Annotated in this window: 15 protein-coding genes; 5 read left to right on the forward strand and 10 right to left on the reverse strand. The window is 64.9% G+C overall.

The window, feature by feature from the left end:
• Positions 1 to 21: 21 nt before the first annotated feature.
• From NLM31_RS26955 to NLM31_RS26970, 4 genes are all read right to left on the reverse strand, one after another.
• Positions 22 to 1230, reverse strand: a complete 1209-nt coding sequence (locus NLM31_RS26955; protein ID WP_254132207.1) for an MFS transporter — start codon at positions 1228 to 1230, stop codon at positions 22 to 24.
• 131 nt (positions 1231 to 1361) lie between these two features.
• Entirely contained in the window at positions 1362 to 2189 is an 828-nt protein-coding gene (locus NLM31_RS26960; protein ID WP_254194209.1) for a 3-keto-5-aminohexanoate cleavage protein, read from the reverse strand.
• A 113-nt stretch (positions 2190 to 2302) separates the two neighbouring features.
• A complete protein-coding gene (locus tag NLM31_RS26965; protein WP_254194210.1) occupies positions 2303 to 3691 on the reverse strand; it encodes an MFS transporter in 1389 nt (462 codons plus the stop codon).
• A gap of 244 nt (positions 3692 to 3935) precedes the next feature.
• Positions 3936 to 4664 carry an NUDIX domain-containing protein gene (locus tag NLM31_RS26970; RefSeq protein WP_254194211.1) on the reverse strand — a complete coding sequence of 243 codons (729 nt, stop codon included), beginning with the start codon at positions 4662 to 4664 and terminating at the stop codon, positions 3936 to 3938.
• 102 nt (positions 4665 to 4766) lie between these two features.
• On the opposite strand from NLM31_RS26970, the gene NLM31_RS26975 reads away from it, so the two are divergent.
• Positions 4767 to 5810: an SPFH domain-containing protein gene (locus NLM31_RS26975; protein ID WP_254194212.1), complete on the forward strand. Its 1044-nt coding sequence runs from the start codon at positions 4767 to 4769 to the stop codon at positions 5808 to 5810.
• A complete protein-coding gene (locus NLM31_RS26980) occupies positions 5794 to 6729 on the forward strand; it encodes a sugar kinase (protein ID WP_254194213.1) in 936 nt (311 codons plus the stop codon). Before NLM31_RS26975 ends, NLM31_RS26980 begins: the two co-directional genes overlap by 17 nt.
• 3 nt (positions 6730 to 6732) lie before the next feature.
• On the opposite strand, the gene NLM31_RS26985 is transcribed toward NLM31_RS26980, so the two are convergent.
• Positions 6733 to 7689: a GDP-L-fucose synthase gene (locus NLM31_RS26985; protein WP_305884452.1), complete on the reverse strand. Its 957-nt coding sequence runs from the start codon at positions 7687 to 7689 to the stop codon at positions 6733 to 6735.
• Complete coding sequence (gmd, locus tag NLM31_RS26990) at positions 7670 to 8740, reverse strand: GDP-mannose 4,6-dehydratase (protein ID WP_254194214.1); 1071 nt, start codon at positions 8738 to 8740, stop codon at positions 7670 to 7672. Before gmd ends, NLM31_RS26985 begins: the two co-directional genes overlap by 20 nt.
• A gap of 245 nt (positions 8741 to 8985) precedes the next feature.
• On the opposite strand from gmd, the gene NLM31_RS26995 reads away from it, so the two are divergent.
• Complete coding sequence (locus tag NLM31_RS26995; RefSeq protein ID WP_254194215.1) at positions 8986 to 10125, forward strand: lysophospholipid acyltransferase family protein; 1140 nt, start codon at positions 8986 to 8988, stop codon at positions 10123 to 10125.
• Positions 10126 to 10141: 16 nt separating this feature from the next.
• On the forward strand, positions 10142 to 11326 hold the full coding sequence (locus NLM31_RS27000) for a TCR/Tet family MFS transporter (protein WP_254194216.1): 1185 nt from the start codon (positions 10142 to 10144) through the stop codon (positions 11324 to 11326).
• Between the two features lie 46 nt (positions 11327 to 11372).
• Here NLM31_RS27000 and NLM31_RS27005 read toward each other — a convergent pair whose 3' ends face one another.
• From NLM31_RS27005 to xylB, 4 genes are all read right to left on the reverse strand, one after another.
• Positions 11373 to 12320: an ABC transporter substrate-binding protein gene (locus NLM31_RS27005; protein ID WP_254194217.1), complete on the reverse strand. Its 948-nt coding sequence runs from the start codon at positions 12318 to 12320 to the stop codon at positions 11373 to 11375.
• A 94-nt stretch (positions 12321 to 12414) separates the two neighbouring features.
• Positions 12415 to 13455, reverse strand: a complete 1041-nt coding sequence (locus tag NLM31_RS27010; RefSeq protein ID WP_254194218.1) for a ribose ABC transporter permease — start codon at positions 13453 to 13455, stop codon at positions 12415 to 12417.
• Positions 13448 to 14971, reverse strand: a complete 1524-nt coding sequence (locus NLM31_RS27015) for a sugar ABC transporter ATP-binding protein (protein ID WP_254194219.1) — start codon at positions 14969 to 14971, stop codon at positions 13448 to 13450. The genes NLM31_RS27010 and NLM31_RS27015 overlap by 8 nt, the downstream gene beginning before the upstream one ends.
• Positions 14972 to 15096: 125 nt before the next feature.
• Positions 15097 to 16542 (reverse strand): xylulokinase, encoded by a 1446-nt coding sequence (xylB, locus tag NLM31_RS27020; protein WP_254196268.1) that lies wholly within the window; start codon positions 16540 to 16542, stop codon positions 15097 to 15099.
• A 239-nt stretch (positions 16543 to 16781) separates the two neighbouring features.
• On the opposite strand from xylB, the gene NLM31_RS27025 reads away from it, so the two are divergent.
• Positions 16782 to 19157, forward strand: a complete 2376-nt coding sequence (locus NLM31_RS27025) for a glucose/quinate/shikimate family membrane-bound PQQ-dependent dehydrogenase (protein ID WP_254194220.1) — start codon at positions 16782 to 16784, stop codon at positions 19155 to 19157.
• Positions 19158 to 19265 lie beyond the last annotated feature (108 nt).

The following is a 19265-nucleotide window of genomic DNA, read 5'->3' on the forward strand; positions in this document are numbered from 1 at the left end:
CGGCGAATTCCGCGTTGCGAATTACCCGGTCGCGGGTGCCGCGGCCAGATGCGGACGACGCCGGCCCAGCAGGATCAGGATCAGCACGGTCGCACAGGAAAAGGCCAAAGTGAGCCCAAGCGCGCCGCGGCTGCCGAACTGGGTGAGCAGGCCGGCCAGAAGCGGCGGCGAGATCGCGGACGCCAGATTGAGCGGCAGTGCGATCATCGACATTGCCTTCGCGAACTCGGCCTGGTCGTAGAACACGAGCGGGATCGTCGCCCGCGCCACCGCCATCGCGCCGCTGCCGGCGCCATAGAGGAGGATGAAGGTCGCGACCGCCCAGGTCGCGCCCTCGCTCAGCATCAGCAGCACCATGGCGACCGGCAACGCCGTGCCGGCGACGAGCCCAGTGGTGATGCCGTCCCACCGGCCACCGCCGAGAAAATCGAGGCCGCGGGCGCTGACCTGGATCACGCCCAGCATCGAGCCGAATGCAAGCGCCTGCGCCGGCGCAAGGCCCTCCGCCCGCAACAGCTCGATCAGGATGGCGCCGATGCCGAAATTGACGAAGGCGTTCATCGTGATCACGCAGACGACCAGACCGAAAGTGCTTCTCGGAATCGCAGGGGGCGGCTCAGCCTGGGCTGCCTCGCCGCCATCATCCGCCGCAATTTTCCGGCGTGGCGCGATAAACGCATAGAGCGGAAGGTTGATGGCGAGCAGCATCGCCGCGTAGACGAGACAGGTCCCGCGCCAACCGAGCCAACCACTGAGAAACGACGTGGTCGGCCAGAAGATGCTGCTGGAGAGTCCCGTCACCAGCATCAGCCCGCCGATGGCATTCTTGGCGCCCCGTCCGGCGACCTCGTTCAGCATGATATAGGCGCCGGTCGACAGCGTGGCGCTGCCGCCCATGCCGAGAATGACCCAGCCGGCGAAATAGAGCACCGGGTCGCGCGCGAAACACAGAACGATGTAGCCCGGCACGGAGACAACAGTGCCCACCATCATCACCTTGCGGGCACCGTGCCGCGCAAAGGCCTTGGCAAGCCAGGGCGCGCACAGGCCCATGGTGACATAAAGCACTGAGCTGCCCGCAAACACCGCCGGCAAGCTCAGCCCGAGATCGGCTCCGAGGTCGCGGCCGACCACGGCCGGAAGGCCGATCGTCCCCCATCCGATGAGTTGGGTAATTGCCAGCACCAGCAGGACCCCGATGAGCCTGCTGTCAGATTTCAAGAACCGCATTCCACTCGTCGCCTGCCCGGCAGGCGCCGATCACGCCTGTAGGCCTGTCTTACCCGGAGACTCAGCTCACGGGAATGTCGGTTCCGAATGGCAGAAGGCAGCCAGAAGCATGTCAGGAGCAGGCAGTAGCCCTATCCTGCGAGCCCGAGCAGGGACCGCGCCTCGGCCGCGGTTGCAACGCGCCGGCCATGGCGTGTGACGGCCTCGGCGGCGATGGTCACGAGCTCCGCGTTGCTCGCCGCGAGCCGCGTCTTGTCGATCCTGACATTGTCCTCGAGCCCGGTGCGAACCGCGTCGGCGCCTCGCTTGAGCGCCCAGTCCATGACCTCCGCCTGATGGCGTCCAATCCCCGCCGCAGTCCAGGTCGCCTGCGGGATCAGCCGCCTGAGCTCAGCCAGTAGGATGTCGAGGACATGTTCGTCGGCCGGCATCGCATTCTTGACGCCCATGACGAATTGCACGTGCGGACGCGCATCCATCAGCCCCGCCTCGATCAGGCGGCGCGCGCCATGCAGATGCGACAGATCGAAGATCTCGATTTCCGGGCGGATGCCATTCGTCTTCATCCCGGTCGCGAGCGTGTCGACCAGGGCCGCGCTGTTCTCGTAGACAATCGTCGGAAAGTTCACCGATCCCGTCGAGAGCGAGGCCATGTCGGGCTTGAGATAGAGCGATGATCCCCGCGCCGAGGGATCGCGGCCGCGCCCGCCGGTCGAGAACTGCACGATCATCCCGGGACAATGTTTCCTGATCCCCTGCTGCACCAGGGCAAAACGCTCCGGGTCGGACGACGGCGTCTCATCGTCGTTGCGGACGTGGATATGGGCAAGCGTGGCGCCGGCTTCGAAGGCTTGCTGCGTCGACTCAATCTGTTCGGACGGCAGGATGGGCACCGCCGGATTGTCCTTCTTGCGCGGAACGGAGCCGGTGATGGCGACAGCAACGACGACGGGGTTCATCCCTTGACCTCATGATGATCGCGCTCGCGCGCACAAAGTTCGAATATGTAGTCATAAAATGCCCTGCCGCTGCAAACACGATCGATTGCAGCGGCATTGCCTTCAGCCGTTTATCAGGTGTGGACTGCGGTCGCACCGCTCGCGGCTCCTGCACGCTGCCGCTCATAGTCGGCCCGCGGCATCGGGACGGCCTTGGGATTGCCGAGATCGTCGATGCTGATCCGGTAGGTTTCCCGGGCCGAGACGGCCGCCAGCGCCGCGATGACCGTGATGCCGAAGGCGATCGCCCCGACCGTCAACGGAATGTTGGCCGAGCCGGGAGGCGCCACGGTCGCAAACAGGGCCGGAAGCAATGCCGTGATCGTCGTTCCGATGTTCTGCGAGATCGCCATCGCCGACACACGGGTGCGGGTCGGAAACAGTTCCGGGTAGAAGCTCGGGAAGATCGCGTTGTAGCCCTGATAGACCACGCCCCACATCAACAGCGACAGCAGGATCGCGAGCGGCACGTTCTTGATGCTGATGGCATAGAGATAGCCGAAGGCGAGCAGACCGGAGAGCAGCGCGCCCACGATGATCGGCGGCTTGCGGCCGACCTTGTCGGAGAGATTGCCGACGAAGGGAATGACGAACACGGCCAGCATGTTTCCGAGCACCGGGATCCAGAGATAGACGTCCTTGGCAAAACCGATGCCGTAGGCCGGCTGCACCGCATAGGCCGCGCCGAAGATGGTCGCCACGACCGGAATGACGTTCATCAGCGCCATGCAGATGACCCTGAGCATGTCGCGCCAGCTCAGCTTGATGGCCTGAACAATGGGCGCCCGCGGCGTTTCTCCGCGCTCGCCCTCGCGGGCAAAGGCAGGGGTCTCGTCGACTTCGCGACGGATGATGTAGCCGGCGACGATGACGAAGAAGCTCAGCAGGAACGGAATCCGCCAGCCCCAGCTGTTGAAGGCGTCGTTCGGCATGTAGGCCGCCAGCGGCAGGAAGACGGCGGCTGCGAGGATCTGTCCGGCCTGCACGCCCTGAAGGGCGAAGCTCGCATAGAAGCCGCGCCGGCCGAACGGCGCGTGCTCCAGGATCATCGAGCTTGCGCCGGAGATTTCACCGGCCACGGCAAATCCCTGGATCAGGCGCAGGACGACGAGCAGGATCGGCGCCAGGATGCCGACCTGCTGATAGGTCGGCAGGATACCCACGGCCATGGTCGAGATGCCCATCAGGAACATGCAGACGATGAGAACCGTTTTGCGGCCATGGGTGTCGCCCCAATGTCCGAGGACGAAGGCACCGATCGGGCGAGCCACATAGCCGACGCCATAGGTCGCAAGCGAAGCGACGATCGCGACGGTGGGATTTTCCGACGGGAAGAAGACTTGCGGGAAGACCAGCGACGCGGCGGTCGCGTAGATGAAGAAGTCATAATATTCGAGAGCCGACCCGATCCAGCCGCTCGCGGCGGCCTTCCTGGACTGACTCATGTCTTGGATCGCGGTCATCTCAAAATTCCTCCACTGGTTTGCTGGTGTCCCTTGGCGGGCTTCTTGGAGAAATTGGGCAGCACATTCCGCGCGCTCTGCGGACTCTCCGCAAGCGTTTGTCACTGCCGATAGCTACTTGATTGAGCGCGACAATAGGCTTTCGCCGGGCTAACACAATTACCCAGTTATGCGATAAACCTAACATGATGTTAGCTGTGCCGGAGCACCCGGGCCGCGGCCGTGCGCGCGAACCCTCAGCGCGCTACTCCGGCGGATTGAAGGTCCGCACGAAGTACACGGGCTCCCTGCCCTTCTTCGAGCGATAGAGCTGCGCCGGGCGGTTCGGGCCGCGCCGCATCTTTGCGACGGGCTCGATCATGTCGGCCGACAATATCCGGGTACGGAAGGCGCTCTTTTCGAGCGGACGGTCGAGCACGATCTCGTAGACGCGCTGCAGATCCGGCAGCGTGAACTCGGCAGGCATCAAATAAGCGGGCAGCGAGGTGTATTCCACCTTGTTGCGCAGGCGCTGGATTGCGGTTGCGAGGATGTCGCCGTGGTCGAAGGCGAGCTTCTCCTTGAGCCTGCCGTCTCGAATCGGAAACCAACGCGCATCAGGTGTGAGTACGCCCGCCTCTTCCGGGATGAGCGCGAAATAGGCGTGGGTTGCCGACCAGCCGCGCGGGTCGCGCGCAGCGCTTCCCCAGCTTCCAAGCTGCTCCAGATAAGGGCTCGTGACGCCGGTCTTCTCCTTCAGCTTGCGCGCCGCGCAGGCTGCGAGATCGCGGTCTTTCGCGACGTCGACGAAGCCGCCCGGCAGCGCCAGGCTCAGCGGGAACGGTTCACCGTCGCCGGCCGGACGCTGCACCAGCAGCACCTGGAGCCTCTCGTCGAGAATCGCAAAGATCGCGACGTCGACCGTGGTCAGGGGGCGCGGGAAGTCCAATTGTCCTGCTTTTCCAAACCCTTCGACCCGAGCTTCACCCGCCATAGGCGACCTCCCCTGTTCCGGCTTGACAGTAGCATACTTAGTTGTACAGTCCAACTTACTTAGTTGCCCAGACCAACTTATAGTCAATGACAGGAGTAAGCCATGTTCGGCCTCAGGTTCATCAAGGCGCAGCCCACCACCTATCTGATGAAGTACCGCGCCGGCGCAGTCGTCGCCGAGGGCACCGGCCTCTCCACGTTCTACTACGGCCCGGTGACCACGCTCGTCGCCGTGCCCGTCGGCAGTCGCGACGCCTCCTTCATCTTCCAGCAGATCGCGCGCGACTTTCAGACGCTGACCGTGCAGGGCCATGTCACCTATCGCGTCAGCGAGCCGAAGAAGGCGGCTTCGATGCTCAACTTCACCCTGAAGTCCGACGGCAAGACCTATGAGACCGACGATCCGGAAAAGCTGCCGGAACGCATTCTCGGCACGGTCGAGGTGCTCGCGCAGCAGGCGATCAAGGAATTGACGCTGAAGGACGCGCTGCAGGCTTCCGACCGCATCGCCGATATCATCGCGGGCGGCTTGCGCGGGCGCGCCGACATCGAAGCGCTCGGCCTCGAAATCCTCGGCGTGTCGATCCGCGGCATCAAGCCGGCGCCTGATACCGCAAAGGCGCTGGAAGCCCAGGCGCGCGAAGCGATCCTGAAGACCGCGGACGAGGCGATCTTCGCCCGGCGCAATTTCGCCGTCGAGCAGGAGCGCGCCATCCGCGAGAGCGAGCTCGACACCGAGATCGCGGTCGAGCAGAAGAAGCGGTCGATCCGCGAGACCCAGATGGATGCCGAGGCGAGCGTCGCCGCCAAGCGCAACGAGCTGCGCCAGGCCGGCATGGCCGCGGACATCGTGCTGGAAGGCAAGCGCAAGGATTTCGTCGGCCTCAATGCCGAGAACACCAGGACGCTGGCCGACGCCGAGGCCTATCGCGTCGGCGCGCTGATGAAGATCTTCGAGGGCGTCGACACCCGCGTGATCCAGGCGCTCGCCGCAGCAGGGATGCAGCCGGGACAGCTGATCGCACAAGCCTTCTCCGGCATCGCCGAGAAGGCCGAGAAGATCGGCCAGCTCAACGTCTCGCCGGACCTGCTCAGCCAGCTGATCGAGAAGCCGAAGCCGGAGGCCGCCAATGCCCGCCGCCAATGACCGCAAGATCGTGCTGGTGACGCGCAAGACCAGGTTGGAGGACCTGGTCGCGCGTTACCTGACGGCGGCGCAGGCGCGCTTCTACGTCGAGCATCTCGGCGCCGACTTCTCCGACTATGAGCGCGAGCACGAGGTCTATCATGCGCAGCGGCATGCGACGCTGCAGGTGCTGGAGCAATGGGGGCGCTATCAGGTCATCGAGCGCGGATTCCTGCCGACCTTCATCTTCGCGCCTGACGACATCGTGGTCGCGCTCGGCCAGGACGGCGTCGTCGCCAATACGATGAAATATCTCGACGACCATCCGCTGATCGGGCTCAACCCGGACCCCGCGCGTTACGACGGCATCCTCCTTCCCTTCGCGCCGGGCGACCTCGCGAAACTGCTGCCGGAGGTCGCCGCCGACAAGCGCAACAGCCAGGCCGTGACCATGGCCGAAGCACGGCTCAGCGACGGCCAGGTGCTGCACGCCGTGAACGATCTCTTCATCGGCGCCCGCACGCATGTCTCGGCGATCTACGAGATCGCGGCCGGCGGGACGACGGAGCGTCAATCCTCGAGCGGACTGATCGTCGCGACCGGGCTCGGATCGACCGCCTGGTTCAAGAGCATCGTCACCGGCTCGCTCGCCATCGCCGGCAGCTTCGGCCACCCTCCCCCGCTGGCCGGCTACGACGCGCTGCCCTGGGACGCCCCCGAGCTGCGCTTTGCCGTGCGCGAGCCCTTCCCCAGCCGCCACTCGCAGACCAATCTCGTCTGCGGCCGGCTCGCGGTTGAGGAGCAGTTGCGTATCCGCTCATTGATGGCGGAGAACGGCGTCATCTTCAGCGACGGCGTCGAGGCCGACCGCCTCGATTTCAACGCGGGCGCCGAGGTCACGATCGGGATCGCCAGGCGGCACGGGCGGCTGATCGTGTGAAGACTATTGCGCGGGAATCGAGGCGGCAGCCTGATACGCCGCATAGGCACGCTTCAGGCCATCTTCGAGCGACGTCGTCGCGCGCCAGCCGAGCCTTTCCAGACGGCCAATATCAAGCAGCTTGCGCGGCGTCCCGTCCGGGCGCGAGGTGTCGTAACTGATCTCGCCGCGATAGCCGACGATCCCGGCGACCACGCGTGCGAACTCTGCAATGGCGATGTCCTCGCCGGTGCCGATGTTGATCAGGTCCGCACCGGAATAGGTCTTCATCAGGTGCACGCAGGCATCCGCCATGTCGTCGACATAGAGGAATTCGCGCCGCGGCGTGCCGGTGCCCCAGACCACGACGCTGTTTGCGCCCGAGACCTTTGCCTCGTGGAAGCGACGGATCAGCGCGGCGACGACGTGGCTCAGCTCAGGGTGATAGTTGTCGCCGGGGCCATAGAGATTGGTCGGCATCACGCTGATGAAGTCGGAGCCATACTGACTGCGATACGCCTCCGCCATCTTGATGCCGGCGATCTTGGCAATGGCGTAGGGTTCGTTGGTCGGCTCCAGCGGGCCGGTCAGCACGGAGTCCTCGCGCAGCGGCTGCGGTGCGAGCTTCGGATAGATGCAGGACGAACCGAGGAACATCAGCTTCTCGGCGTTGTTCTGTTGCGCGGCCTGAATCACGTTCGCCGCGATCGCGATGTTGTCGTAGATGAACTCGGCGCGCAGCGTGTTGTTGGCGACGATGCCGCCGACTTTTGCTGCGGCGAGGAAGATCACCTGCGGCCGCGCCTTCGCAAACCAGTCGAACACCGCGGCCTGGTTGCAGAGATCGACCTCGCGCCGGTCGACCGTGACGAGGTTCACGTCCTCCCGCGCCAGCCGGCGCACCAGCGCGGCACCGACCATGCCGCGATGGCCGGCGACATAGACGCTTTTGCCCTTCAGCTCAAACGGTACGCTTGCCATTTGCGATGTCCCGTTTGGCCTCGGCCAGATCGCTCGCCACCATCTCTTCGACGAGCTGCGCAAAGGTCCGCTTCGGCTTCCAGCCGAGCACCGCGCGTGCCTTGCTGGCGTCGCCGATGAGAAGATCGACCTCGGTCGGGCGGAAGTAGGTTGGGTCGATCTTCACCACCGTCTTGCCGCTCTTGGCATCGATGCCGGTCTCCTCGACGCCAGTGCCGCGCCACTCGACGCGACGGCCGACCTGCGCGAAGGACAGCTCGACCATCTCGCGCACCGAACGCGTCTCGCCGGTGGCGAGCACGAAATCGTCGGGCTTGTCGGCCTGCAGGATCATATGCATGCCCTCGATATAGTCCCGGGCATGACCCCAGTCGCGCTTGGCCTCGAGATTGCCGAGATAGAGCGTCTCCTCGAGGCCGACCTCGATGCGCGCCACGCCGCGCGTGATCTTGCGGGTGACGAAGGTCTCGCCGCGGATCGGGCTCTCATGATTGAACAGGATGCCGTTCGAGGCGAACATCCCGTAGGCTTCGCGGTAGTTCACCGTGATCCAGTAGCCGTAGAGCTTTGCGACGCCATAAGGCGAGCGCGGATAGAACGGCGTCGTCTCCTTCTGCGGGACCTCCTGCACCAGGCCGTAGAGCTCGGAGGTCGAGGCCTGGTAGAACCGCGTCTCCTTCTCCATGCCGAGGATGCGGATCGCTTCCAGGAGCCGCAGCACGCCGATGGCGTCGGCGTTGGCGGTGTATTCGGGGCTTTCGAAGCTGACGGCGACGTGGCTTTGAGCGGCGAGATTGTAGATCTCGGTCGGCCGGATCTGCTGCACCAGGCGGATCAGATTGGTCGAATCCGTCATGTCGCCGTAATGCATCAGGAACGGCACGTTGCCGACATGCGGATCCTGGTAGAGATGGTCGACGCGCGCGGTGTTGAACGAGGATGAGCGGCGCTTGATGCCGTGCACGACATAGCCGAGCGACAGCAGATATTCGGCGAGATAGGCGCCGTCCTGGCCGGTCACACCGGTGATGAGAGCGACCCGCTCAGCCATATCAGTAACTGCTCCCAAAATGCCCCGGCGGGGCGCCGGCTTCCAGCTCAGTCCGAGAAGCCGTCCCTCTCTCTGACATATCGTTCGCCGGGGTCAACCCACTATGGCGGTGCACCGTTCTTTTTCCGAGGAATTGGCCCCGCGCGGACGAGGATGCCGCCGGTCGCTGCAGGGAAACCTTGAGACGCTGGTAACACTTCTGTGGTGAGATTTTCCCGCATGATTTGACGGGTTTTGAGGTTCAAGTGACGTTCCGGGAAACAGCAGCAGTCACCGATCCGCGCGAGGCCAATCCGCGCCCCTTTCCCCGTGAGCACGGAGATATCCAGACTGCCGTCGTGAACCTCGTCGACGGTCTGGCCTCCATCATCCCCGTCGCGCGCCAGGTGGATGTTGCGCGCGAGATCGCAAGCGTGATCGCGCAACTCCCGAGCACGATGCGCAACAACATGTTTCTGCGCCAGAGCATCATTCGCCGCGGCACCGCGACGGCCGATCAAGTGATCGACGGCTTGGCGGCCTGGGTCACCGTCCTGTTCGACCTTGCCAATCTGCAGCAGGATCGCGACAGGGCGATGAGCCTTGAAGCGAAGATCCCGAAGGCGGCGCTTGGTCGCCTCGCACGGGCGCTCTCGAAATCCCGCAATGGCTGCATCATTGCCGTGCCCCACATCGGCAGTCTCGAACTGTTCGCGGCCCACCTCAGGAATCGTGGGTTCAACGTCGGCTTCGTCTATTCGATCGGTCGCCAGCCGACGCCGACCGAACGCTGGATCTATGCAGGGCGAAGCGCGACCGCAGCCACGCCGATTGCGTTTGCAAGACGCAATACCGGAGCCGAGATCTCCAGGGTGCTTCAAAACAACGGCGTCGTCTTCATGGTCGTGGACGTCTACCCCAGCGCCAAATATGCTGGCATCACCGTCAAGACCCACGATTCCGACTTCCGCTATCCACCCGGACCGGCGCGTTATGCGCGAACGGGCACGTTGGTCCTGCCCGGCTTTGCCTCACGCCGCGACGCGGCGGGCTTTTCGATGAACATCCTCGCTCCGATCGAGTACCGGACCTGGATGCCGGCCGAGGCCGCCGCGTCCGAGTTCACACAAGAGATTGCGGCCCACGTCGATGGCTTCACCGTAGAGCAACCCGCGGCTTACTGGCTCTGGCACCCGATCCCCAACGATCCCTACCTCGCGATCGCGCAACGCCAGCGCCCGGACCTTCTGACCGCGATGGCGCCTGCAGACGACGAGGCCGTCGCCCGAACGGTGGAAGCGGCACACGCCAAATGGTCGGCACCTGATCTGATCGATCCCATCCTCCGGACAGAGGCCCCACCGCTTGCACCGTCCGCTCTGGCGGAAGGTGTATCGGCTGACTGACGGGCGAAAGAATCCCATGAGCCGGCCGCTCGCAGCGATCCTCGCCTGCGCCGCCCTCGAGGCATCAGGCATTGCGCTGATCTTTCCGACGCTGCCAAATCTGCTGCGCGTGATGGCCGACACCGACAACGTGTCCGCGCTCTACGGGACGCTGCTGGCGCTGCACGCGTTCACGCAATTCGTCGTCACTCCGGTGCTCGGCGTCCTGTCGGACCGGCTCGGCCGCCGGCCGGTGCTGCTGCTCGCCCTCGCCGGCTCGACCATCGACTATCTGGTCATGGCCTTCTCGCCCTATCTATGGCTCCTGTTCGTCAGCCGCACCATCGCCGGTCTGACGGCGGCGGGCGTCGCGATGATCACCGCGACCATCGCAGACATCACGCCGGAGGCGATGCGCGCCCGCCGCTTCGGCCTGTTCCACGCCTGCTTCGGCGCCGGCTTCGTCATCGGACCTGTCATCGGCGGCATGCTCGGCGACATCTCGCTCCGCGCACCGTTTCTCGCCGCTGCCGCGTTGAGCGGCGTGAACGTGCTGATTGCGCTGTTCGTTCTCCCGGAGACCCACCGCACCGAGCGCAAGCCGTTCGAATGGCGGACGCTGAACCCGTTCGCCCCGCTGCGCTGGGCGATGAGCTTTCGCGCGCTGATCCCGCTGCTGCTCGTGTTTGTTCTCGTCAGTCTCGTCGGCCAGACCTACAGCACGGTCTGGGTGCTCTTCGTCACGGATCGTTTCCAGTGGACCGCGACCGATATCGGCATTTCGCTCGGCATCTTCGGCGCATTGGTTGCCCTGGTGCAGGCCTTCGCCATTGCGCCACTGACGGGATGGCTCGGTGAACGCGGCACATTGCTTCTCGGCATCTGCTGCGAGGCCATCGCCCTCCTCGTGCTCGCCTTCGCGCAAGCGGGCTGGATCGCGTTCGCGGTGATTCCGCTGATCGCGTTCGGCGGCATCAGCGCGCCTGCACTGCGCGCGCTGCAGTCGAAGGCCGTCGATGGCGAGCGCCAAGGCCAATTGCAGGGGGTCGTCGCAAGCTTCGTCAGCCTCGCCGCCATCTTCGGCCCGCTCGCCTTCGGCGGGATTTATGCCCTGTCCCGGCCGGGCTGGACCGGGCTCGTGTGGATCATGGGCGCCGCGATTTTCGCCGTTGCGGTGCCGATGGTCCTGACGGTGCCGAAGCGGGCGATCCAGCGAGGGTAAGTGGACGGCGATCTCGTCGCAAGATCGCCGCCCCTTGCAGCACGTGTTACTGCGTACGGTCCGAGGTCCAGCCCTTGTAATCCTTGATATTGTCGCGGGTCACGAGCTTCGACGGCAGCAACTCGACGGTCGAGGCCGGCTTCTGCCCGTTGAGAATGCCGACGCCGACCTGCACGGCGCGCCGCGCCATGAAGAACGGGTCCTGCGACGCCGACGCCTGGACCTGCGGTGACGCCGGATCCTTCAGCGCGGCCTCGATGTCGGGCGCGCCGTCGACTGCGGTGATGATGATGCCGCTGCGGTTTTGCTGTTTCGCCGCAAGGTCGGTGCCGATCGCCTGCGGATCATTGATGGCGAAGATGGCGTCGATCTTGGGGAAGCGGGTCAGATAACCTTGCGCAACCGTGAGGCCGCCTTCACGCGAGCCCTTGCCGTCCTGATCGCTCGACAGCACCTTGATGCCGGGATTCTTGCCGAACACATTCTTGCAGCCGGTGACGCGGTCGATGACGGCGGAGACCTGCGGGCCGTTCTCGATGACGACATCGCCCTTGCCGCCCAGCTTGTCGACGATGTACTGGCAGGAGATCTCGCCGGCCTGGACGTTGTTGGTCGTCACCGTGGCATCGGCGCCCTCGGCCGCGGTGTCGACCGCGACGACGACGATGCCCGCTGCCTGCGCCTTCTTGATGGCCGGCCCGATCGCCTTGGGATCGCCGGGGTTCAGCAGGATCAGGTCGACGCCGGCGGCGATGAAATTGTCGATCTGGGTGACCTGCTTGCCGAGGTCGTATTCAAAGCCGACGGTGGTGATCTTTACATTGGGATTGGTCTTCTTGGCCTCGAACTCGGCGCCCTTCGACAGCGCGACGAAGAACGGATTGCCCATCGAACCGAGCGAAACGCCGATCGACTTGAGCTCCTTGGCAGAGGACGGAACGGTGGTGAGAGCGAGCGCCATCGCGGCGCCGGCAAGCGAAATCGTCTTCAACATTGGCTTCCTCCCTGGTCTGTCTTCATCCCCGGTACGGCAGACCAGTTGCCGCAACCGAATCTCACACCGCGCGCTCAGATGCGCGCAAAGCCGTTTAGGTCCTGGCTGAGCCTTGCAGCCGGTAGCGATCCAGCGCCACGGCGCCGATGATCACCAGACCCTTGATCACATATTGCCAGATGTCGGAGACGCCTGTGAGGATCAGGCCGTTCGAGAGCACGGCGATGATCAGCGCGCCGACCAGCGTCCCCCAGATCGAGCCGATACCACCGACGAACGACGTGCCGCCGAGAATGACGGCGGTGATGGCGTCGAGTTCGTAGCTTTGCCCGAGCTGCAGACCGTTGGCCGCGTAGAGCCGCGCGGCCTGCATGGCGCCGCCAAGGCCGGCCAGCAACCCCGACACGCCATAGACGAAGATTACGACGGCCCAGACCTTGATGCCGGCAAGCCGTGCCGCGCTCTCGTTGCCGCCCACTGCATAGATATGCACGCCGAGCACGGTCCGGCGCAGCACCAGCCACGAGACCAGGATGACGAGCAACGCGATCACCGAGAGCCATGGGATCGACGCCACGCCGGGCACGAGCGTCAGCGATCCGTTGCCGATGAAGGCGTAGGGAATGGATGGATTGAACACCGTGGTGTCGGCGCCGAGCAGCCGCGCCAGGCCACGCACGGCGGTGAGTGAGCCCAGCGTGACGATGAAGGGTGGCAGGCGCAGCAGCGCAATCAGCGCGCCATTGACGATTCCGAAGCCGAGGCCGGTGAGAACCGCGGCCGGCAGCCACAGCGCACCCAAGTCGGGCAGTTTCGACATCGTCAGGCCAGCCATTGCCGACGCCGCCAGGATCGAGCCGACCGAGAGATCGATGCCGCCGGTCAGGATGACGAAAGTCATGCCGGCAGCGAGCACGGTGTTGACAGCAGCCTGCTGCAGGACGATGCCGAGATTCTGTCCGGTGAAGAAACGGCCGTCCGACAGATAGTGAAAGCCGGCGCATAGCAGCAGCAGCACCGGCAGCATGCCAGCCGCGCGGATCAGAAGCCTGATGCGCTGTCGCTTGGTCTCCTGCGCGGCGGCAAGGCCGTTTGCCGTGGCGGCCTTCGCCGGCGTCGATCCGTTGTCAGGCATCGAGATGCTCCGTCCCCGTGGCGAGGGCCATGATGTCTTCCTGGGTTAATGGCGCCGTCTCGGTTCGCCTGACTTCGCCCGCGACATGTCCCGACCGCATCACGATGACCCGGTCGCAGATGCCGATGATTTCAGGCAGATCGGACGAGATGACGAGGATCGCGGTACCGGTCTTGGCAAGATTGTCGATGATCGAATAAATCTCGGACTTGGCGCCGACGTCAACGCCGCGGGTCGGCTCGTCGAGGATCAGGACCTTTGGTGCAATGGCGAGAAGCCGCGACAGCAACACCTTCTGCTGGTTACCGCCGGAGAGGCCACCGGCGGGCACGCCGACATTGGCGGCGCGGATGCTGAGCCCCGCAAACGCCCTGTCGGCACGCTCGCGCGCCTTGTCGCGATCCAGGAACCAGCCGAGCTTGGCATCGCGCCCAAGCACGGCGAGATTGATGTTGTCCAGACACGACATGTCCAGAAACAGGCCAAGCGCCTTCCGGTCCTCGGTCAGATAGGCGATGCCGGCCTCGAGCGCTTCGCCGGGCGTGCGGATCTCGATGGGCTGGCCTTCGAGTTCGAGACGGCCCGAAAGTCTTGGCGCTGCGCCGATGATGAGATGCGCAAGCTCGGTGCGGCCGGCGCCGATCAGGCCGGCAAGCCCCACCACCTCGCCCGCATGCACGGTGAGCGAGCAGCCCCTGACGCGCAGCCCGTCCGCCATGTCAATGGCGCTGAGCACGGGATGCCCCTTCCCGGCCTCGGGATCATGATCCTTCTTGTAAAACGACGAGACGTCGCGCCCGACCATCATGCGAACGATGGCGTCGGCACGGATGTCCTGCTTGTCGAGCGAGCCGACCAGGCGGCCGTCGCGCAGCACGGTGACGCGGTCACCGAGCGCATAGACCTCGTCCATGCGGTGCGAGATGTAGATGATGGCAAGCCCCTCGGCGCGGAGCTGACGGATCAGCGCAAACAGCCGCTCGCTTTCGCCGGCTGACAGCGCGGTGGTCGGCTCGTCCATGATCAGGATTTTCGAGCGCGCGTGCAGCGCACGCGCGATCTCGACCAGCTGGCGCTGGCCCATGGAAAGATGCGCGACCAGTGTCGACGGCAGGAAGTCCGCCCCCAGCCGCTCCAGGATCGGGCCGACGCCCTCGCGCATGGCACCGCGCGCCAACAAACCTGAACGCGACATCTCGCGGCCGAGATAAATATTCTCCGCAACGCTCAGATTGGGGGCCAAAGATAGTTCCTGATAGATGATCGAGATGCCCGCGGCACGACCGCCAAGCGGGCCTTCGATCCGCGCCGGCTTGCCCTCGATGCGGATCTCGCCGCCGGGATCGGGCCGGTAGGCGCCCGACAGGATCTTCATCAGGGTCGATTTGCCGGCGCCGTTCTCGCCCATCAAGGCATGAATCTCGCCGGCATAGACGGTCAGGTCGACCGCACGCAGCGCCTTGATGCCGAAGAAGGATTTTGAGACTCCCCGCATCTCGAGGATCGGATCGTTCATCGTGCCTCCCGGCGCACAATGCGTTTCCTGTCCGCGTTTCGTTTTCGAGCGCGGTTCATCCATTAAACAAAAGCCCGTCGCGCAGGGCAACAGCGAACAGGCCAAAATGCGCAACCAAAGCGATGCTAGTGGCGCGGCCGATACAATTCATGCCAGGCGGGACGCCGTTCGGCGTAGGCCTCGACCAGCACGCGATCGGGCTCGAAAGTCTCGACGCGTTGCGGCGGCGTGCAGACGGTTTCGATTGCCTCGCCGGTGACAGCAAGCCGCCCCAATCTCGCCGCACCAAACGCCGCTCCGGTTTCCCCGTCGGCAAAGCGATGAATCGGAACATTGAGAACATTGGCCAGCACCGACAGCCAGAACCGGGACCGCGAACCGCCGCCGATGACATCGGCCTCCGCAACCGCGATGCCGGCGTCGCTCAGCGCGTCCCGGCAATCGGCCAGCGCGAAGGCCACGCCCTCGAGCACGGCCTGCACGATCGCAGTGCGGTCGGTGCCGTGGCTCAAGCCATCAAGCACGCCGCGCACGACGGGATCGTCATGCGGTGTCCGCTCGCCGGCGAGATAAGGCAGGAAGCTCACGGGCGACGGTGCCTGCGGGCGCGCGCCCAGCGGCGCCAGCAACTCGCCTTCCGCGACGCCGAACAACCGCGACGCCCAGGCTAGACACGAAGCCGCCGAGAGGATCGCACCGGCCTGAATCCACATTCCGGGGATGGCATGGCAGAACGTGTGGACCACACGGTCCGGATTGGCGGCGATGTGGCTGGTCGGCGCCAGCAGGGCGCCTGAGGTTCCCAGCGAGATGAACGAGGTTCCGGGCCTGATTGCGCCGATGCCGACGGCACCCGCTGGATTATCGCCGGCGCCGCCCGCGATCATCGGGCACCGCGCCATGCCCCAGCGCTGCGCCAGCTCGCTGCGCAATCCGGCTGCGGGCGCGCATCCCTCGACCAGGCGCGGCATGTGCGCGCGCGACAGGCCGGTCGCGGCCAATGCCGCATCCGACCAGTCCCGGCGCGCCGCGTCGAGCCACAGCGATCCCGACGCGTCCGAGACATCCTCGATCGCCTCGCCCGATAGCACCAGCCGCAGATAGGCCTTCGCCATCAGGACCCGTGTGGTCGCCGCAAAAATCTCCGGCTCGTGCGCCGCGATCCAGAGCAGTTTTGGCGCGGTGAACCCGGGCATCGCCTTGTTGCCCGTGATCGCGCGCAAGGCGGGCCAGCGCTGCTCCAGGATGCGGCACTCCTTGGCGGAGCGTCCGTCGTTCCAGAGAATGCAGGGTCGCAACGGCTTGTCGTTCGCATCGAGCAGCGTGGCGCCATGCATCTGCCCGGACAGTCCGATGCCTTCGACCGCCGCCAGCTGTTTTCCGTGCGATGCCCTCAAAGCATCGAGCGTGGCAAACGTCGCCTCGATCCACTGCGCCGGATCCTGTTCGTAATAACCGGGCTGCGGCGAGGCAATCGTCAGCGCCCGGCTCTCGCTCGCAATCACACGCTGCGCGCCATCGACGAGAACGGTCTTGACTGCCGAAGTGCCGAGATCGATGCCGAGATACATGACGGAGGTGGCTCCCGAGGTCGGCGTCGCGGCGGACGCGACGTCAAACATGACGTGCGTATTTATAAGAACTTTGCGTCCGCAGCCTAGTGCGTCGCGGCTTTGCGCGCAGATGTTACATGAATGCAGCAGTTGACGGTTGCGAGTTCTGGTTGATTGGACCACAGTCCTAGAAAGTGGACGTCGTCTGTTGCGCTTGCGCTGCACAGGCGCAATCCCTTTTGTGCGCCGGAGCAGCCATGCAGCGATCCAGGGCAGTCTTTATCACGGGTCTCGTCTACGCCTTGATCGGCTTGGTCCTCGCGGGAGGCGGCCTCTGGCTCGCCACACTGGGCGGATCCATCTTCTACATCGTTCTCGGCGTCGGCATCATCGCCACCGGCGCGTTGTTGCTGGCGCAGCGCCGTTCGGCGCTGTGGCTGTTTGCGATCGTGCTGGTCGGCACACTGGCGTGGGCCCTCTTCGAGGTGCAATTCGACTGGTGGCCGCTCGCATCGCGCGGCGACATCGTCGTCCCCATGGCGCTCTGGATGCTGACGCCGGTGATCGTTCGCGCCCTGTTGCGAGACGAGCCGGTGTCTTACCTCAGCGCGACGCTGCCACTCTGGATCGGCGTAGCCGCTTCTTCGGTCGTACTCGTCATCGCCCTTCTGTCGAGCTATCACGACATCAACGGTACGATCGCCGCGTCCGGCGCGGCCGTACAGCAAAGCGAAGCCGATCCTCAGCCTGATGCCGATTGGCGGGCGTATGGTCGTACGCAATTCGGACAGCGCTATTCGCCGCTGAAGCAGATCACGCCTGACAATGTCGGCAAGCTCCAGGTCGCCTGGACCTTCCGCACCGGCGACGTCCCGACGCCGGAGGATTCCGGCGAGACCACCTTCGAGGTCACGCCGATCAAGATACGCGACACGCTCTATCTCTGTTCCCAGCACCAGGTGCTGTTTGCGCTCGACGCCAGGACCGGCAAGGAACGTTGGCGATACGATCCCAAGCTGGTGTTCAACAAGACGTTCCAGCATATGACCTGCCGCGGGGTCTCCTACCATGAGACTGCGGCAGGCGCCGTCGACAGCAGCGGCAGTCCCGCGCCCGCCGAATGCCCCCGGCGAATCTTCCTCCCCGTCAATGACGGGCGCATGATCGCGCTCGATGCCGACACCGGCAAGCTCTGTGAGAGTTTCGGCGATCATGGCAGCCTCGACCTCCAGCAGGGCATGGGGATCAAGACGGCGGGCTTCTTCGAGCCGACGTCACCGCCGGTCGTCAGCGACAAGATTCTCGTCGTCGCCGCCGCGGTGATCGACAATTATGCGGTGGAAGTGCCTTCGGGCGTGATCCGCGGTTTCGACGTCTATACCGGCAAGCTGGTTTGGGTCTGGGACTCCGGCGCGGCGGACGAGAATGAGCTGCCGTCGCCGACACGGCACTACACCAACGGTTCGCCGAATTCATGGATCGCGGCCTCGTTCGATCCGAAATTGAACCTGGTCTACATCCCCACCGGCAACAACGGACCCGACATCTGGGGAGGCAACCGCAACGCGCTGGTCGAGCGCTATTCGAGCTCGATCGTCGCGCTCGACGTCAACACCGGCAAGCGCGCCTGGTCGTACCAGACGGTGCATCACGACCTCTGGGACATGGACGTGCCCTCACAGCCGAGCCTGGTCGACGTGACCACAGCCAAAGGCGTCGTTCCCGCGATCATCCAGCCGACCAAGGTCGGCAACATCTTTGTGCTCGATCGCAGGACCGGCGAGCTGATCGTACCGGCGCCGGAGCGCCCGGTGCCGCAAGGCGCCGCGCCCGGCGACCGCACCGCGCCGACACAGCCGTTCTCCGAGCTGACATTCCGGCCCGAGGCGAAGCTGACCGGTGCGGACATGTGGGGCGGCACGATCTTCGACCAGCTGCTGTGCCGGATCATGTTCCACCGGCTGCGTTACGAGGGCACATTCACGCCGCCGTCGTTGCAGGGCACGCTGGCCTTTCCGGGCAATCTCGGGATGTTCGAATGGGGCGGCATCGCGGTCGATCCGGTGAGACAGATCGCCATCGCCAATCCGATGTCGTTGCCGTTTGCCTCGAGGCTCATTCCGCGCGGTCCACAAAATCCTCCCGCACCGACGGCCGAGAAGCCGGTCGGCAGCGAGGTCGGGACGCAGCCGATGTATGGCACGCCGTTCGGGGTGGATATCTGGAGCTTCCTCTCGCCGCTCTCCGTGCCGTGCTACCGGCCGCCCTGGGGATCGATGGCCGCGATCGATCTGAAGACGATGAAGATCGTCTGGCAGCATCCCAACGGCACGATCCGGGACACCACGCCGCTGCCCCTTCCCTTCAAGATGGGCGTGCCGATGCTGGGTGGGCCGATCACGACCGCCGGCGGGGTCGCGTTCTACACCGGGACCTACGAGTACGCGATCCGGGCTTACGACGTGCGCGACGGCAAGGTAATCTGGGAAGACCGCCTGCCGGCCGGCGCCCAATCGACGCCGATGAGCTACGAGGTCGACGGCAAGCAATACGTCGTCACCGCGGCCGGCGGCCACGGCTCGTTCGGCACCAAGCGAGGCGATTACATCATCGCCTATGCGCTGAAGGATTGAAGCGCGGCGAAGTCGCCTTTGGGTCATAAGCGGGCTTCGCCGGGTTGCCTCTCAATCGTCCGCTAATGGTTCGAAAGCCGTCACCAACAGAGTCGGATGCGAAGGTCC

Origin of the sequence: Bradyrhizobium sp. CCGUVB4N, from assembly GCF_024199945.1 — a bacterium.
Taxonomy (GTDB): domain Bacteria; phylum Pseudomonadota; class Alphaproteobacteria; order Rhizobiales; family Xanthobacteraceae; genus Bradyrhizobium.

Excerpts from the sequence above, each read along its gene's own strand:
- NLM31_RS26955 (WP_254132207.1), bottom strand. The coding sequence starts at position 1,230 with ATGCGGTTCTTGAAATCTGACAGCAGGCTCATCGGGGTCCTGCTGGTG.
- NLM31_RS26960 (WP_254194209.1), bottom strand. The coding sequence starts at position 2,189 with ATGAACCCCGTCGTCGTTGCTGTCGCCATCACCGGCTCCGTTCCGCGC.
- NLM31_RS26965 (WP_254194210.1), bottom strand. The coding sequence starts at position 3,691 with ATGACCGCGATCCAAGACATGAGTCAGTCCAGGAAGGCCGCCGCGAGC.
- NLM31_RS26970 (WP_254194211.1), bottom strand. The coding sequence starts at position 4,664 with ATGGCGGGTGAAGCTCGGGTCGAAGGGTTTGGAAAAGCAGGACAATTG.
- NLM31_RS26975 (WP_254194212.1), top strand. The coding sequence starts at position 4,767 with ATGTTCGGCCTCAGGTTCATCAAGGCGCAGCCCACCACCTATCTGATG.
- NLM31_RS26980 (WP_254194213.1), top strand. The coding sequence starts at position 5,794 with ATGCCCGCCGCCAATGACCGCAAGATCGTGCTGGTGACGCGCAAGACC.
- NLM31_RS26985 (WP_305884452.1), bottom strand. The coding sequence starts at position 7,689 with ATGGCAAGCGTACCGTTTGAGCTGAAGGGCAAAAGCGTCTATGTCGCC.
- gmd (WP_254194214.1), bottom strand. The coding sequence starts at position 8,740 with ATGGCTGAGCGGGTCGCTCTCATCACCGGTGTGACCGGCCAGGACGGC.
- NLM31_RS27000 (WP_254194216.1), top strand. The coding sequence starts at position 10,142 with ATGAGCCGGCCGCTCGCAGCGATCCTCGCCTGCGCCGCCCTCGAGGCA.
- NLM31_RS27005 (WP_254194217.1), bottom strand. The coding sequence starts at position 12,320 with ATGTTGAAGACGATTTCGCTTGCCGGCGCCGCGATGGCGCTCGCTCTC.
- NLM31_RS27010 (WP_254194218.1), bottom strand. The coding sequence starts at position 13,455 with ATGCCTGACAACGGATCGACGCCGGCGAAGGCCGCCACGGCAAACGGC.
- NLM31_RS27015 (WP_254194219.1), bottom strand. The coding sequence starts at position 14,971 with ATGAACGATCCGATCCTCGAGATGCGGGGAGTCTCAAAATCCTTCTTC.
- xylB (WP_254196268.1), bottom strand. The coding sequence starts at position 16,542 with ATGTATCTCGGCATCGATCTCGGCACTTCGGCAGTCAAGACCGTTCTC.
- NLM31_RS27025 (WP_254194220.1), top strand. The coding sequence starts at position 16,782 with ATGCAGCGATCCAGGGCAGTCTTTATCACGGGTCTCGTCTACGCCTTG.